This is a genomic window from Kovacikia sp. CALU 1929 (assembly GCF_056784235.1).
Genome location: NZ_JBXBCF010000055.1, coordinates 44,119 through 60,350, shown reverse-complemented (window position 1 = coordinate 60,350; position 16,232 = coordinate 44,119). Strand labels below are relative to the sequence as shown.

At 49.2% G+C, this 16,232-nt stretch carries 15 protein-coding genes; 9 read left to right on the top strand and 6 right to left on the bottom strand.

Features of this window, described 5'->3' with window-relative positions:
- Positions 1-41 precede the first annotated feature (41 nt).
- From AC1S52_RS05455 to cobW, 5 genes are all read left to right on the top strand, one after another.
- The gene (locus tag AC1S52_RS05455) at positions 42-1,409 is read left to right on the top strand and encodes a type IV pilus twitching motility protein PilT (RefSeq protein WP_482027997.1); all 1,368 of its coding nucleotides are present in this window, start codon (positions 42-44) and stop codon (positions 1,407-1,409) included.
- Positions 1,410-1,429: 20 nt separating this feature from the next.
- On the top strand, positions 1,430-2,251 hold the full coding sequence (locus tag AC1S52_RS05450; RefSeq protein WP_482027996.1) for a circadian clock KaiB family protein: 822 nt from the start codon (positions 1,430-1,432) through the stop codon (positions 2,249-2,251).
- 19 nt (positions 2,252-2,270) lie between these two features.
- Positions 2,271-3,197: a GlcNAc-transferase family protein gene (locus AC1S52_RS05445; RefSeq protein WP_482027995.1), complete on the top strand. Its 927-nt coding sequence runs from the start codon at positions 2,271-2,273 to the stop codon at positions 3,195-3,197.
- Positions 3,198-3,405: 208 nt separating this feature from the next.
- Complete coding sequence (locus AC1S52_RS05440; protein ID WP_482027994.1) at positions 3,406-4,101, top strand: response regulator transcription factor; 696 nt, start codon at positions 3,406-3,408, stop codon at positions 4,099-4,101.
- A 213-nt stretch (positions 4,102-4,314) separates the two neighbouring features.
- Positions 4,315-5,400, top strand: a complete 1,086-nt coding sequence (gene cobW, locus AC1S52_RS05435) for a cobalamin biosynthesis protein CobW (protein ID WP_482027993.1) — start codon at positions 4,315-4,317, stop codon at positions 5,398-5,400.
- A gap of 117 nt (positions 5,401-5,517) precedes the next feature.
- Here the strand turns inward: cobW and AC1S52_RS05430 are convergent, their stop codons facing one another.
- On the bottom strand, positions 5,518-5,829 hold the full coding sequence (locus AC1S52_RS05430; protein WP_482027992.1) for a Mo-dependent nitrogenase C-terminal domain-containing protein: 312 nt from the start codon (positions 5,827-5,829) through the stop codon (positions 5,518-5,520).
- 648 nt (positions 5,830-6,477) lie between these two features.
- On the opposite strand from AC1S52_RS05430, the gene AC1S52_RS05425 reads away from it, so the two are divergent.
- Entirely contained in the window at positions 6,478-6,681 is a 204-nt protein-coding gene (locus AC1S52_RS05425) for a hypothetical protein (protein WP_482027991.1), read from the top strand.
- A gap of 202 nt (positions 6,682-6,883) precedes the next feature.
- On the opposite strand, the gene AC1S52_RS05420 is transcribed toward AC1S52_RS05425, so the two are convergent.
- Positions 6,884-7,465: a DUF1997 domain-containing protein gene (locus AC1S52_RS05420; RefSeq protein ID WP_482027990.1), complete on the bottom strand. Its 582-nt coding sequence runs from the start codon at positions 7,463-7,465 to the stop codon at positions 6,884-6,886.
- Between the two features lie 397 nt (positions 7,466-7,862).
- On the opposite strand from AC1S52_RS05420, the gene pheA reads away from it, so the two are divergent.
- Complete coding sequence (gene pheA / locus AC1S52_RS05415; protein WP_482027989.1) at positions 7,863-8,726, top strand: prephenate dehydratase; 864 nt, start codon at positions 7,863-7,865, stop codon at positions 8,724-8,726.
- Between the two features lie 131 nt (positions 8,727-8,857).
- Here the strand turns inward: pheA and AC1S52_RS05410 are convergent, their stop codons facing one another.
- From AC1S52_RS05410 to tig, 4 genes are all read right to left on the bottom strand, one after another.
- Positions 8,858-9,727 carry an alpha/beta fold hydrolase gene (locus AC1S52_RS05410; RefSeq protein WP_482027988.1) on the bottom strand — a complete coding sequence of 290 codons (870 nt, stop codon included), beginning with the start codon at positions 9,725-9,727 and terminating at the stop codon, positions 8,858-8,860.
- A 212-nt stretch (positions 9,728-9,939) separates the two neighbouring features.
- Positions 9,940-11,283: an ATP-dependent protease ATP-binding subunit ClpX gene (gene clpX / locus AC1S52_RS05405; RefSeq protein WP_482027987.1), complete on the bottom strand. Its 1,344-nt coding sequence runs from the start codon at positions 11,281-11,283 to the stop codon at positions 9,940-9,942.
- A gap of 9 nt (positions 11,284-11,292) precedes the next feature.
- On the bottom strand, positions 11,293-11,985 hold the full coding sequence (gene clpP / locus AC1S52_RS05400) for an ATP-dependent Clp endopeptidase proteolytic subunit ClpP (protein ID WP_482027986.1): 693 nt from the start codon (positions 11,983-11,985) through the stop codon (positions 11,293-11,295).
- A 250-nt stretch (positions 11,986-12,235) separates the two neighbouring features.
- The gene (tig, locus tag AC1S52_RS05395) at positions 12,236-13,942 is read right to left on the bottom strand and encodes a trigger factor (protein ID WP_482027985.1); all 1,707 of its coding nucleotides are present in this window, start codon (positions 13,940-13,942) and stop codon (positions 12,236-12,238) included.
- Between the two features lie 245 nt (positions 13,943-14,187).
- On the opposite strand from tig, the gene AC1S52_RS05390 reads away from it, so the two are divergent.
- Both AC1S52_RS05390 and dapA read left to right on the top strand, forming a co-directional pair.
- Positions 14,188-15,228 (top strand): aspartate-semialdehyde dehydrogenase, encoded by a 1,041-nt coding sequence (locus tag AC1S52_RS05390; RefSeq protein ID WP_482027984.1) that lies wholly within the window; start codon positions 14,188-14,190, stop codon positions 15,226-15,228.
- Between the two features lie 71 nt (positions 15,229-15,299).
- Complete coding sequence (gene dapA / locus AC1S52_RS05385; protein ID WP_482027983.1) at positions 15,300-16,184, top strand: 4-hydroxy-tetrahydrodipicolinate synthase; 885 nt, start codon at positions 15,300-15,302, stop codon at positions 16,182-16,184.
- The last annotated feature ends 48 nt before the right edge of the window (positions 16,185-16,232 follow it).

The window sequence follows — 16,232 nt, the reverse complement described above, 5'->3', positions numbered from 1 at the left end:
TCGCAGGCTCCACTTCTTCAAGACGTGTAGAGAAGTAGCATATGACAGAACAACAGCGTCCACCCAGTTCACCACCTCCCCCTCCTCGCGTTCCCCCCGCCCCACCTCCCCCTGCAAGAGGTACAGCTAATGGCGCAAATACAACTGTATCGGCTGCTTCCGGCATACCCACAATGATCTCTTCTCAGCCGGTCGGTTCAGGTGCGCCAACCGTTGTGTCATCCCATGCGGCTCCGTCCCAAGCACCCGTCACAACAATTACTCCATCCGCCACCAGTCCTGCGGCTCCTCCATCGGCACACCGCCCCACCCCTCCCGCAATTCCAGGGATTCAACGGGGACCCAGCAATGGTCCAACCCTGGCAGAGATCGTCAAAGTCGCTTACGACAAAGGCTATTCAGATGTTCACCTGGGCGTTGGTGAGGTGCCTCGCTATCGAAACCGGGGAGAAATGGACCCAACCGACCACCCCCCTACTGATCGGGCAACCTTCTTTAGCTGGTTGCGAGAAATTCTCAGCGAGGAAGACATTCGGAAATTTGAGGAAAGCCTGGACTTTGACGGTGCTACTCAATACGAATTTGCCCGTGTCCGGATTAACATTTTCGACTCTCTGCATGGACCAGCAATGGTTTTGCGGTTGATTCCCCTCAAAATTCTGACGCTGGAGCAATTGAACCTGCCACCTGTCTTTAAAGATATCTGCCATTACCACAAAGGATTGATTCTGGTGACGGGTCCGACGGGATCAGGTAAGTCAACCACTATGGCAGCCATGATTGATTACATCAATCATGAGCAGCCCAAACACATCATCACCATTGAAGATCCAATTGAGTTTGTCCATAAAAGTAAAAAAGCATTGATCAAACACCGTGAAGTTGGGATGCACACCCGTAAGTTTGATAATGCACTCAAAGCCGCTCTCCGGGAAGATCCAGACATTATCCTGGTGGGTGAAATGCGGGATAAGGAAACTGTCAATACTGCCCTGAAAGCAGCCCAAACGGGACACTTGGTGATGGGAACCCTGCACACCAACAGTGCCGTAAAAACGATCGAGCGGATTTTGCAACTGTACGAACCAGAACAACAGGCACCGATGCGCGTGTCCCTGGCAGAATCTCTGGTAGCGGTGATTGCACAAGGACTTTGTCGAACTACGGATGGTAAACGAGCCGCTTTCCATGACATTATGATCAACACAGATGCCATCAAAGACTATATTCGTCGAGGTGAAATCGAGGAGATTGAACAAATTATTCCCAGATGCACCTTTGATGGTATGTGTACGATGAATCAGTCTCTCTACAAGCTTTACGAAGCTGGACGGATTACTGAAGAGACTGCCCTTGAAATGTCACCGAAGCCAAACGAAATGGCTCAAGCACTTCGAGGTCGTGTCTAGCCACAGACAGGTAAAAACCAGTGGAGCTGCTTTCAGAAAGCCCCCCCAACTTATTTAAGGGAATAGCGCTATTCACTCCCGGAGGGGATCTGGTTTACTCTGCTGACCCCAATAAGGAGAACCGTTGGCACCTGCATCTGTGTGTCATGTTGCGGGATATTTTGGGTTTGCCAGAACCCCCTCACTTTCTCGTACCTTGTTACACAGCAACGGTCGATCGCTGGTTAGATCATCGCACTGGTCAAGTTCAAACCGTTGCAGAAGGATCCCCGGCGGTTCTCAGATACCAATCGTTATTGAACCAGGTGTTTGGTACGGTCAATCTGGTCTGGCAAAGTACCCCTTTGAAGCCAGGTGTGTGTGACCCCGTCGTGCTTTCGACCTACCGCAAACAGTTTCCCCAGCTTTGGGAACCGCATGACCTGATTGTGAGGTATCCTATCACTGCTCCTCCCGTCTATTTTCGCCAAGCGACTCCACCCGCTCTGCCACGAACCTCTTTACCAGCAGACTCGTCAGCCCTGGCGAGTACTCAAACCATTGCATCGGCAGAATTACTTCCTCCTGCCCAGGGCTATGTTTTTCGGTTATTTGTGTCTGGTTCTAATACAGCTACCGAACGAATATTAAAAAGCCTGTATCAGTTTCTAGAGCAATCCCTCAACCATCCCTATACGCTAAAAGTAATTGATGTGACCCAGCATCCTGAAGAAGCAGAATTAGATCAGATCTCTGCCACTCCTACACTGGTCAGAGTTTACCCCCAGCCAATTCGTCGGCTTGTGGGATATCTTGACAGTGCAGCCCAATTGTCTAGCATGATAAACCTGCTGGAAGAGTAAAGGGGACATCTGCCATCCTATGTCCAGAATCTTTACCCAAATTGCCAGCTACCGCGACCCCGAACTGGCAGCGACGATCGCTGATGCGATTGAAAAAGCTGCCCAGCCCGACCGCCTGTCCTTTGGAGTGGTTTGGCAGGGTAAAGCTGGAATTGACCCCCTACCGCTGGAACACCTGGGCTGTTGCCGGATGCTGCTGCTGGATAGCGATCGCGCCCGTGGTGTAGGTTGGGCACGCTCCAAGACCCAATCTCTCTGGGAGGGCGAACCTTACACCTTGCAGATTGATAGCCACATGCGGTTTGTGCCTGGTTGGGATGAGTGGCTCCTTACCTTGCTGCATCAATGTCCCAGCCCTAAACCAGTGCTAACTGCCTATCCGCCCGCTTATACACCGCCAAACATATTGCACCCAGGCGAACCGACCAGGCTGGCAGCCTCCCATTTTCATCCCCAGGGTAGTCTCAGTCTGGTCAGTGCAGGCAGTGTGGCTTGCGATCGCCACCCCCAACTGGGAATGTTCATGGCAGCCGGTTTCTGGTTCGCGTCTTCCCGGTTGATCCAGGAAGTCCCCTACGAGCCTCATCTTTACTTCTACGGCGAGGAAGTCAATTTGGCGGTCCGTGCCTGGACAAACGGATGGGACATCTACCACCCTCATCAAATTGTTTGCTATCACGAGTACACCCGAATTGGTAAACCCCGTCATTGGGAAGATCATCCGCAATGGTGGCAGTTTGACCAGGTTGCTCAGCAACGCCTGCAACAACTTCTACAACTGGAACCAGGCAGAAGTCATTTAGGTCAGTATGGCTTGGGTTCTAGCCGTAGTCTCAGCGCTTACCAAATGTTCAGCGGCATCGATTTTAGCAATCGAACTATTACCGATAGAGCCAGGAAGGGCATGCCACAGGTTGAAACAGTTGAATGGGTTTTTCCTGGTTGAGACCTGGGAGCCTATCCAATGCTGCCATCCAAGCAACTATCGCTACAATGGGAATTAAAACCTATTCGAAAAACCCCCAACTGCCAAAGCCCAGTCATCCATCCAGGAAGTTTTCGGATAGGCTTTAAAGGTCAATTGCAATTTTTCTTGAGTTCCCTATTGGGCTGACCATTTCTGCAAGATCCTGTACCAGGAGAACATACTTTAAATGTCGGGACAACTCTTGTTAGTAGATGATGAACCGGGTTTGCGCGAGGCAGTGCAGGCTTATCTGGAAGACAGTGGTTTTGCGGTTGATGTGGCCAGCAATGCAACCGAGGGACTGGAACTGGCACACCAAAAGCTGCCCGATCTGGTCATCACTGACATTATGATGCCCCAGGTGGATGGATACCAGTTTCTTAGACAACTACGAGAAGATCCCCAGTTCAAAACCCTGCCGGTGGTATTTTTGACCGCACGGGGTATGACATCCGATCGCATCCAGGGCTATAACGCAGGTTGCGATGCCTACCTCTCCAAGCCTTTTGATCCGGATGAACTGGTGGCAATTGTCACTAATTTGTTGGAGAAACAAACTGCCCTGCGTCAGTCAGTCGAAGGCGATGAGTCCCACAACATCGCAGATATGGCGCGGCAGATCGCTGAAATCCGCTCCATGCTAATGCAGAAAGGGGCGATCGCCCAATCTCCTTCCTCCATCAAAATCGACTTCACCCCTCGCGAACAGAGCGTCCTGGAACTGGTTGTTGACGGCTTAATGAACAAAGAAATTGCCCGCCGTCTGGAAACAAGCGTCCGCAATGTCGAGAAATATGTTAGCCGCCTATTCAGCAAAACGGGCACCAACAGCCGTACAGAGCTAGTCAGGTATGCCCTGGAAAATGGCTTGACAAGAACCTAGTGGTCTGTCAAAAAAATTATTTTGTGAGTTGAAAACCCTAAAATAATCATCCCGTTCCTATCCCAGACTCATAAGCACAAAGTTGACAAATCACTAGGGTGGATGGGTAGATGGGGGGATAGGTAAATGGGTGAGTGGGTAAATGAGGAATAGGTAGATGATCCCCTCATCCACTCCCCGCCCATCCACTCCCTACTCCCCCCTCCCCTCTATATGGCATCGAAAATTCCAGTAACGGTCATTACAGGCTTTCTCGGCAGCGGAAAAACCACCTTAATCCGTAATCTGCTCCAGAACAATCAAGGCAAACGAATTGCTGTTCTGGTCAATGAGTTTGGTGAATTAGGCATTGATGGAGATCTGCTGCGCTCCTGCCAGGTTTGTGACGAAGAAGGGGGCGATGATCAGGGCACACCTACATCCTCAACCTTTGATCCCCAAGTCCCCCAAATCGTGGAACTGACCAACGGTTGCCTCTGTTGCACCGTTCAGGAAGAATTTCTGCCGACAATGCTAGAACTGATCAAGCGGCGAGACAGTTTGGACTATATCCTGATTGAAACCTCCGGGCTGGCACTTCCCAAACCGCTGATCAAAGCCTTCCGCTGGCAGGAAATCCGCCATGCGGCAACCGTTGACGGTGTAATTACGGTGGTAGACTGTGAAGCGGTTTCCAGTGGCGCGATCGCCAGTGATTTAGCGGCATTGGAAGCACAGCGTCAGGCAGATCCCAATCTAGATCATGAAACGCCCATTCAAGAGTTATTTGAAGACCAGTTAGCCTGTGCGGATCTGGTGATTTTAAATAAAACCGACCTGGTTACTTCGGACACCCTGTCTCAAGCCATGGAACGGGTACGACAGGAACTACCCAGATCAGTGAAAATGGTTTCAACCAGTCATGGAAAACTCGATCCCGATGTGTTACTGGGTTTTGCGGCAGCCGTTGAAGATAATTTAGAAAGCCGTCCCAGCCATCACGACGATCAAGAAGACCATGACCATGATGACGAAATTAGCTCTACCCACCTGATCCTGAATCGTACTTTTGATCCCGAGGCGCTCAAGCAGCAGTTAGAAGCCTTGGTGCAAGAACAGGAAATCTATCGAGTCAAAGGATTTGTTGCGGTTCCCCAAAAATCAATGCGCCTGGTTTTGCAAGGAGTGGGAACTCGTTTTGATCAGTTCTACGATCGCCCCTGGTCTGCTGAAGAATCCCGCCAGACTCGTCTGGTGTTTATTGGTCGCTGCCTCAATGCTGGAGAAATTGAGTCCAGATTAGCCAATCTACCTGGATAGTGGTTCACTAAAGGAGCTTTGCCTGGTAGTCTAAACTCAGAAAAACCAATTTGCGGAACTTTGAAGGATTTGCAGCCCTTTAAAATCTGCTTAGCAGACGGCTAGCAGGATGAGTCACTAAATTCTTTCGCCACAGACATCAACTAGGTAGCAGAGTGAACGAAATCGTAAGCTTACCAACTGTTCATACAGGGGGTTTAACTTACAGAGGGGGGGAATGTGCGCCAGTTTACGCCCGAACAGGATTAGATCTCTTTCAAACGGGCACTGACCGGGGATCACTTTGTAGATGAGCCGCGCTAAGCGGCGGTTATTAACTTCTAGACCATCAAGCCACTGACGAAGTGGGTTTAAAGCGTCAAAACTGAAGGAATTGGATTGGACTGCTTTCGTGGCGTGCAGACTTTCACCGAATATGGAATCAGACATGGTACTACTCCCTGTTGTCTGGATGACCTCAATTACGTTTGTGAGTTCTGTGTTTGTGGGTTTTATAAGGCTTTTGATGTTGTAATTGATTGATTGTTCCCTCTCTATCAAGATACAAATCAAAATTTGGGTTTCCGTAAAGTTAAGGAGAGAATTCGCAGACTTAAAGTGAACTTGCAGTGAAATACAAAACTCCATTCCATGCTAAGACTGACTCTATCTGTCACCGAAAAGATGAGTAGAGCTTAAGAGAGTTTTCAGAATGAGCTTTAATATTGGCGCTTTATAAAAGCTAAATAGAAGTTCCCAATCGGAAGATCTAACTTCCATCTTCATCCTTGGATTACCTCATACAAGGCTCTTCAACGGGATCCGGATTTCTATATTTTCCTTTGCGTTATCTTGATCAAAGCAAAACCTTAGTAAAAACACCCAGTACCCTAAGGGGGAAATTTTCCTACTTATAAAGTTTCAGTAAAAACTAGGAATTTTTTTTAACCCTTCATCCAAAAGATAGAGAGTCCTAATATTTATCCTGATTCGATTGTGATTAACATCACAGGAAAATAGGATTTAAATCTCCTGATTAGATAGCAGAATATTTGAAAATTGGATGAAGTTCGATACATCATTGCATCGGTTCCTGAAATGACAACACAGGCTCATCTACCTCGCCCGAATATTGAGCAGATGGTGAATAAAATTACTACTTGTGGCAAGATTACTCGCGCTGATCAGCAACAGTTTATGTCTGCTCTTTTATCCCAAAAAGTAATTAATCAGGCAGAGCAAGAGTTGATCAACCGAGTCTTTGAGCTTTTGCGTGCTGGTCGGCTCAGGGTCGTTGACTAGCCAGGGTCGCTGACTAGCATAGTAAGTTGGGTTGACAATAAGGAAATCCAACATCACCAACCCCGCAGGCTACACAGGCTCAACCCAGCCGACAGCGAGGGGCGATCTCACTCTTGATGGAAAGCTGTGCGATCTCGGTATTGGATGGATTGATGCGCTAACGTTGGATTCACCTGATACCTACCACCTACGCCCTCATTTCCTAGGCGATCGGACTATTTGGCGACAGCAACGTTGCTCGAGTAAGCGGCTCAGTTTCGGATGCCGCCCATTTGTAATAGTCTGCTAACAGATGATGCATAAGGCGTTGTTTGACGGTCATCAGCACACTCTTCAGCAGACCGTTGCCAGTAGTTTCCAAAATTGGTTTGGGGGTGAACATAAGTGGGGGGGGCATTTCTACCCGCACTTCCAGATCTGCTTTGCCCTTCAAATGGGTTGTTCCCTTAATCTGGCAGGATTGCAGCTTACCAATCAGGTTGAGAGAGAATCGTTGGTTAATGTACTCAACCCCTCGGATTTCGCAGGCGAGCGATCGCAAATGAAGGGTTCCATCCGGTTCTGTCCAGACCCGCATATCCACCGTAGGCTGGATACTTAGCATCATGAAGCTGAGAGGGCGCATCTTTAACCGAAACAGGTCATCACCCAACTGCTCAATCTGGCTGGAAGTTGCCAGAGCATTGACGAGACGCTGCGGCTGGCGCAGATAGTGCTGGATGGGGATGGGTTGTTCTAGAACCACCATCTCAACTGTTTGGGAAGCCGTGAAGCGAGTATCCATTTGGAGAAACCAACGAATTAATTGAGCTTACTGTAAACAATTCTAAACAATTCTTAAGGGATTGAACGGCTAATACGGCAGTGTAAATACTGAGATCCTATGACAAATCATTTTTACAGAGTTTGGCACCCTAAATTCACAGTTTTTAAAGAGTCAAGTGTGTAGATTTATGAAATCGTTACATTTGTTTTCAGTATCTACCACGTTTAGAACCTTCAAACGCTAATAGACGGGAGGAAGATGGAAGAACGCTGATGGCTTTGTGCCTGTCCGCCGGGGTGGTCTGTCAAGAATTATTTTGTGGGTTGAAATTACCCCTTTCCTTCCCAGACTCACAAACACAAAGTTGACAAACCACTAGGATAGTTCTGGATTCTATTTTCTCAAGTTGAGCTTTATGACCTTATCTATTGCCCATTTGGGACCATCGGGCACGAATGCAGAAACGGCAGCCATCCTATATGCCAACTGGTTCGTTCAAGTGATGGGGCAGAATCTATCTTTGTGCCCATACCCCAGCATCGCTCAAACACTCTCTGCTGTTACCCAGGGAGAGGTTGCTCTGGCAATCGTCCCAGTTGAAAACTCGGTTGAGGGTAGTGTCACCTTTACCCTGGATACGTTATGGCGGTTGGATAAACTTCAAATTCAACAAGGGTTGGTATTACCCATTGTCCATGCTCTGATTTCCCAGGCGCAGGATTTTGAGGCGATTCAAACGATCTATTCCCATCCTCAGGCTTTGGCACAGTGCCAGGGATGGTTAGACAAATTTCTCCCTCAAGCCCAGTTGATTTCCACCAATTCAACGACTGAAGCCTTGCAATATCTCGAAGCTAATTTAGCGGTGGGGGCGATCGCTTCTCCACGGGCAGCCCAGCTTTACCAGTTACCCATTCTTGCCTGCCCGATTAATGACTCCCCAGATAACTGCACCCGCTTCTGGGTTCTAGGTTTACAACTGTCTCCTGGAGGTAAGCACACCTCCTTAGCATTCACGGTGCATGATACGCCTGGTGCCCTGGTTAAACCGCTTCAGGTATTTGCTAACCGGGGCATTAACATGAGCAAAATTGAATCCCGCCCAACCAAGCGATCGCTGGGCGATTATCTGTTTTTCGTTGACTTGGAGGCAGATACCCATGATCCCGCTATCCAGCTAGCTTTGGAGGAGTTGACCCAGGAAACAGCGACATTGAAGGTTTTCGGTAGCTACAACATTCTGCCGGTTGACACCGATTCGGCATCAAGTTTCCCCTAACAAGGAAATCTCACGGGATTTTTCCGAATTAGCAACAGGATTTGGTGTTGCTTAAAAGCAGGATGAGTTGAAACAAAATCTTAATCCATCTAACTCTGCATTTATCCCTGGAATCAGCAATGCCCAGGATTTTAGTAGGAATGTACTGCATCAGTTACACCCAAAAACTCTCGAATCAAATTCAGGTAGGTGGGTGTATCCTCCAGCATGGGGAAGTGAGCCGTGTCGGGAATAGACACGAACTCAATCAGGTCATTCAGATCCGCCGCCTTACGTCCCATTTCAGCGGGAATGATGATGTCGCGATCGCCGGACACCATCAACGTAGGCACGGTCACTTTGGCAAACTCCTGAGGCATGACCTCAGCCGCCCTCTGGCTAACGCAGGTGAAGATGGTTCCCAAAGCAGCCCCATAGTCTGCCATTAAAAAATCATTCAGAAAGGAGCGGCTAATTGCCCCGGACAGGGGACGGTAGAGAAACCGCTTCATGAACATCCGATCCATGAAGGGTAAGCCATAGAGCCAGCGCGGGCGAAACTTAACCACGTATCCGCCAAATTTGTGAAAGGCAGTGAATGCCCTTTCGTCGTATTCAAAAATCCCGTTGCAGGTCAGGATTGCCCGGTTAACTCGTTCTGGATAAAGGTTGAGAAAATAAACGGCAATGGAAGCACCCGCGGAATGGGCGTTTAGATAAATCCGCTTTAAGCCCAGCATATCCAGCAAAATTGCCAGATCTTCCGCATAGGTTTCTAGCTCATAGCCAGGGCATTCAAATCCTTCGGCGGGAACAATATTCGATCGCCCAAAGCCACGCATGTCATACAGCAAACAATCAAACGCATCGAAAATGGCACGGGCAGTACTTTCCCAGTACCGGGCGGAACCACCCCAGCCGTGCATGAACACCATGACTGGCTTACCCGTGGGTTTTGACTCTTCCGAATCCGTTATCCATTCGTAGTAATGGTTAAAACCGCGAATTTGAATCTGAGGCATCGTGAAAGAAATTTGTAAAACTGGATACTCAGGTGTGGGGGTATTGGTCAAACAAGGTTTTTCTGGCAGGCACTACACCTGCCCTTTGGTTAACGGATGAAACGAGAATGACTATAAAACATTCGAGAATGACTATAAAACATTGTAGAGGCACGCAATTTAGCACCTCTACAAGACTACAAAAATCTTCAGGTTGTTAATTATTGGCTGGACTAAGCCGATTCTGGTTTGGGAATGGACGAGGGATGTAACAGTAACTCTGCCGTAGAGCGCTTCTCAACCATTTCGCGGGTAATCATGCACCGGGTCACATCTTTACGAGAGGGTAACTCGTACATCACATCCAGCATCAGTTCTTCCACAATGCTCCGCAGTGCCCGTGCTCCAGTCTTGCGGCGGTATGCTTCCTGGGCGATCGCCCGAACCGCGTCATGCCTGAACTCCAGCAACACATTGTCCATTTTTAGAAGCTTTTGATACTGCTTCACCAAGGCATTCTTCGGTTCAGTCAGAATGGCGGTTAACGCATCCTCATCCAGCGGATCCACCACTGCCATCACCGGAACCCGCCCAATGAACTCTGGTATCATCCCAAACTTCACCAGGTCATCTGGTTCCAGATGCTTCAGAATATCGGCTGACCGCTTCTCCTTCGGCTGGTTTTCACCAGGCTGAATAAAGCCAATGGACTTCTTGCCAATTCGCTGCTCAATGGCCTTGTCCAGCCCTACAAAGGCACCACCACAGATAAACAGAATATTACTGGTGTCAATTTGAATGCAGTCCTGGTAAGGATGCTTGCGCCCACCCTGGGGAGGAACATTGGCAACCGTCCCCTCCAGCATCTTTAGTAAAGCCTGTTGTACCCCTTCCCCTGAGACATCCCGCGTAATGGAAGGATTTTCACTCTTGCGGGCAATTTTGTCGATCTCATCAATGTAAATAATCCCGCGTTGTGCCTCCTCCACATCTAAGTCGGCGACCTGTAACAGACGCAGCAGAATGTTTTCCACATCCTCACCGACGTAACCCGCTTCGGTCAGGGTGGTGGCATCGGCAACCGCAAACGGCACATCCAAAATTTCTGCCAGGGTTTGGGCAAGCAGAGTCTTACCACAGCCAGTCGGTCCAATCAGGAGAATATTGGACTTTTGCAGTTCTACCAGGTCATCGGGAGCCGCTTTGCCATTCCCCTTGGCATGGACAAAACTGAGGCGCTTATAGTGGTTATAAACCGCAACAGAGAGAATCTTCTTTGCCTCATCCTGCCCAATCACATGCTCATCCAGATATTTCTTGATTTCCCGTGGCTTCGGGATCTGGTTGAGGGACAGGCTAGAAGCGCGGGTTTTACGCTTTTCAGGAGACTGTTCGCGACGGGGAACTGGCTGCGGAGCGGCAGCACTAGAGTCAAATAGTTCCTCATCCAGAATCTCGTTACAGAGATCAACGCATTCATCGCAAATGTAGACTCCCGGTCCGGCAATCAACTTACGGACTTGCTCCTGGGATTTGCCACAGAAGGAACATTTGAGATGGGAGTCATACTTGGACATATCTGCCTCTTATTGAACTGCAACGATAGTCTCTCCCGCTTTTGGGAGGTTTTGCCGAGAAATGACCTGGTCGATTAAACCATAGTCCCTGGCTTCGTTGGCGGACATGAAAAAGTCGCGATCGGTATCAATCTCTACCTTCTCCAGCGGTTGCCCGGTATGGAGAGACAGAATTTCATTGAGCTTGCGCTTATGATAAAGGATTTCTCTGGCTTGAATCTCAATATCTACTGCCTGCCCCTGGGCACCGCCTAACGGCTGGTGAATCATAATCCGCGAACTGGGCAGTGACATCCGTTTCCCGGCTGCACCAGCCGCCAGTAAAAAGGCACCCATGCTCGCAGCTAATCCGTAGCAAATCGTAACCACATCGGGACGAACCTGCTGCATGGTGTCGTAAACTGCCATCCCCGATGTGACGGAACCACCGGGGGAATTAATGTATAGCTGAATGTCTCTCTCTGGATCTTCAGCGTCTAGAAACAGGAGTTGAGCCACGAGGGAGTCGGCAACGTTGTCATCAATCGGGGTGCCCAGAAAAATGATGCGCTCACGCAAAAGGCGGGAGTAGATGTCAAATGCACGCTCACCCCGACCTGATTGCTCAACCACCATTGGCACAACGTTGTTGCTATCGAAAGAAAGCACTTCCAGGGAATTGAGGCTGTGAATTGAATAGTTGTCCGATCGGGAAGTAACCATAACTCAAATTTTTGGGTTGATCTAGAAATCACTGATGACGGATGAATTGATCGTAGCAGCGATCTTCTAATAGAAGGGAGGTACTGGAAATTTCAGATAGGTCTATCCAAAATTATGCCTCAACATCTCCAGGACTTGGTGAGACTTGGGCAACCCCTAGCAAAATGTTCTGGTTATTCTAACGTGGGTACTTCAGGGTGTAACAGGTCTGACTAAAAGATCTTAGAAAGAACCTGGGAAGATCAAGGTGTCACTCACTGTCAGATGACTTGGATTTTGTCTTAGAAGCTTTGCGCTTGGGGGCAGGCTCCTCGGCTGGTGTGGGTTCTTCGACGGGAGTAAGTGCTTCAGCAGTTGAAGCTTCTGCTTCTGCACCACTGGCTTTTTTGGCGGTTTTCTTCGCTTTTGCGGCTGGCACTTCAGCGGTTTCCTCAGTTGCGGCGGATACGGTCTCTGCCACAACATCGATCACCGCTGTTTCTGCGGTAGCTTCTTCGGCTGTGGTTTCGGTTTCGTCCGTAGATTCGAGAGCCTCAGATTCTAACTCTGTGGCTTCGGGTTCCTCTACCTGAAGCGTCCCTTCGGGAACCAGTTCAAGCGTAGAGTGCTGAATCAGCCAGGACACAATTTTTTCCCGTAACAAATCTTCGGAAACGACGCTTTTGAGGCGATCGCGATCAATATCCTTGCTTTCATCACCCAACTCAGACAGAATTTCTTCCATCTTGCCGGTCACTTCCTCTGCTTCGACTTTGATCTCTTCCCGCTTGGCAATTTCCCCTAACGCCAGCGTGCGCTTGAGTCGGTCAATTGCTTCTGGTCGCGATCGTTCCTTCAGCATGGGAATGGTTTCCTCCGTAAATAGCTGGCGGATGTCCATGCCTTGATTCTGAAGTTGCATCGCGGTCTGGTTGATCATGTAATTGAGTTCTCGCTCAATCAGCGTTTCAGGCAGATCCACCTCCACATATTTGAGCAACTCATTCAAAATCGCCTGCTCTTTATTGGCGGCTGTCTTATCATCGGCTTCTTCCTGGTAACGTTTTTCCAGGGATTCTCGCAGCTCTGCCAGGGTTTCGTATTCACTCACTTCCTGGGCAAACTCATCGTCCAGTTCGGGCAGTTCCTTTTCCTTCAATTCTTTCAAGGTAATCGTAAACCTTACCTTCCTCCCTGCCAGGGTTTCCTGGGGATAGTCCTCCGGAAAATCCAGGGGAATGTCTTTGGTTTCCCCCAGAGCCATGCCTACGATCCCCTCGACGAAACCTGGAATAAACTTACTTTCGTCCAGTTCCACCTTAAAGTCTTCTGCCTCACCACCAGGAAACTCCTCTGGCTCAGCCTCCGGGTCATCCCTCAACAGCACGCCTTTATAATCCACGACGCTCACATCTTTGAGTTGAGCGGAGCGCCCTTCTACAGGTATCAGGGTTGCGACCTGTTCCCGATATTGCTCCAACACTCGATCAACCCGTTCGGGATCCGGTTTAATTTCCTCTGCCTGAATCTGCAAATCCTGATATTGGCTAATCGTCACTTCTGGTTCAACATCAACGGATGCTGAAAAAGTCAGGGGAGATCCGGGTTCATATTGGGTGATGAGATTCTCAAACGAAGAGCGCAGTTGAAAATTACCTAAAGCGCCAATTTTTTCCTGCTCCAGCGCATGTTTCAGGCTGTCATCAATCAAGTCTTCCAGCGCTGCCGCCTTGAGTTGCAATGCACCGAAGCGCTGAATCAGCACCTGCCGGGGCACCTTGCCCTTGCGAAACCCAGGAATATTGGCTGTACGGGTATATTTTTGAATGACCTTCTCATACGCCTGTTTGGTCATTTCAGACGTAATCTCTATTTCTAAGCCAATTTGGCTGGCGGGAAGTTTTTCCTGGGTTACTTTCATCGTAATAATTGCTTCAGACTGAATAATGGCTTCATACAATAGTGGGGTTTCGGACAATCTGGTTTCAGATAATATTTCTAAGATGTGTGGAGTTCTCTAGCCCATGAACAGGGACTAACTCCTAATCAGACACATACCAGACACGCAAGAGGGGGCGATCGCTTAGATCGCATCACTGCAATAAACAATGGTAACTGATTCTGAAGAAGGGTTACTGGGTTGAGGGGAGGAATCTTAAAGATTGGCTGTCTCCAAAATCCGCTAGAATTTGGGAATTCATTTATTTCAAGGATTACTTCGGTTTGGCTGAATCCTATCGGGTCGCCATTTTGGGGGCGACAGGTGCCGTTGGTACTGAGCTATTGGAACTGCTGGAGCAGCGAAGATTTCCCCTGGCAAAACTGAAATTGCTGGCATCGGCAAGATCGGCAGGGCGCACGCTCCCATTCAGGGGGGAGTCGATTTCCGTTGAGGCAGTCGATGAAACAGCCTTTGATGGCATTGACATTGTGCTGGCATCTGCTGGAGGCTCTACTTCCAAGCAATGGTCACCCAAAGCTGTTGCCGCTGGAGCTGTGGTGATTGATAATTCCAGCGCTTTTCGGATGGATCCAACAGTTCCCCTAGTGGTGCCAGAGGTCAACCCCCAGGCAGCGGCTTCGCACCGGGGCATCATTGCCAATCCCAACTGCACAACGATTCTGATGGCAGTGGCAATTTATCCCCTGCATCGGGTACATCCAATCCGGCGGGTTGTGGCAGCCACCTATCAGTCTGCCAGTGGAGCCGGGGCACGGGCAATGGAAGAGGTAAAAGTACAGGCACAGGCAATTTTGGATGGTCAGGAACCTGTGACAGAATTATTTCCTTACCCGCTGGCGTTTAACCTGTTTCCCCACAATACGAAACTAAATTCGCAGGGTTACTGCGAAGAAGAAATGAAGATGGTGAACGAAACTCGTAAGATTTTCGATGCGCCAGATTTGAGGGTGACGGCAACCTGTGTACGGGTTCCCGTCCTGCGGGCACATTCAGAAGCAATTAACCTGGAATTTGACCAACCCTTCCCCCCGGCTAAGGCGAAGGAAATTTTAAGTCAGGCTCCGGGGGTCAAGGTGGTGGAAGACTGGCAGGCAAATTATTTTCCCATGCCAATTGATGCCAGCGGTCAGGATGAGGTGCTGGTCGGTCGAATTCGTCAAGATCTTTCTCACCCCTGTGGTTTGGAACTCTGGCTCTGTGGCGACCAGATTCGCAAAGGAGCCGCTCTGAATGCGGTTCAAATTGCCGAACTGCTGGTCGAGAACAATTGGGTGAAACCTTTAGTAGCAACCAGGGGTTAGTTAAAAGCCCCCTGTCCAACACAAAACACTGATAAGCTAAACCCGATTCGTTGAAGGAGCCTGAAACAGGTGTGGTGAATTTTGGAAGAGTGATAACTGCAATGATCACGCCATTTGGTCAGGATGGTGGTGTTGATTACGCGATCGCTGAGAAATTAGCGGTTTATTTGGCTGACAATGGCTCCGACGCGCTGGTGGTCTGTGGCACAACGGGAGAATCACCAACCCTGACCTGGGAGGAAGAGTATGAGCTATTCCGGGTGGTTCAGCAGGCGGTGGCAGGCAAAGCGAAGGTCATTGCCGGGACCGGATCAAACTCGACACGGGAGGCGATCGCAGCTACCCAAAAAGCCGCTAAACTAGGGTTAGATGGTTCGTTGCAAGTGGTTCCCTATTACAATAAACCGCCCCAGGAAGGGCTTTATCAGCATTTTAAGGCGATCGCAGAGTCTACCCCTGAATTACCGGTTATGCTATACAACATACCGGGGCGTACTGGGCAGGGATTGCAACTGGAAACGGTTAGCCGTCTCGCTGAAATCCCAAACATTGTGGCAATTAAGGAAGCTAGCGGTAGCCTTGACCACGCAAGCGAAATCCGTCGGATGACACCTCCTGATTTTTCGATCTATTCTGGAGACGACTCTTTGACAATGCCACTGCTGGCTGTTGGTGGCGTAGGCGTTGTGAGTGTTGCCAGTCATCTGGTTGGTTCCCAACTCCAGCAAATGATTCAAGCATTTGAGGTGGGGCAGGTTCAATCAGCTATTCGCACCCATCTCCAGCTATTTCCCTTATTTAAGGCTCTGTTTCTGACGACCAATCCAATTCCAGTCAAAGCTGCATTGCGGCTTCAGGGTTGGCAAGTGGGTAATCCCCGTCTTCCACTGGTTGACATTCCCACTGATTTAAGCGCAAAGTTAAAGTCTGTGATGGTTGATCTGTCGCTACTCTAAAACCATCCTTCATCAAGCTTTCTTGACAACTGAATAGGCGGCTTATTT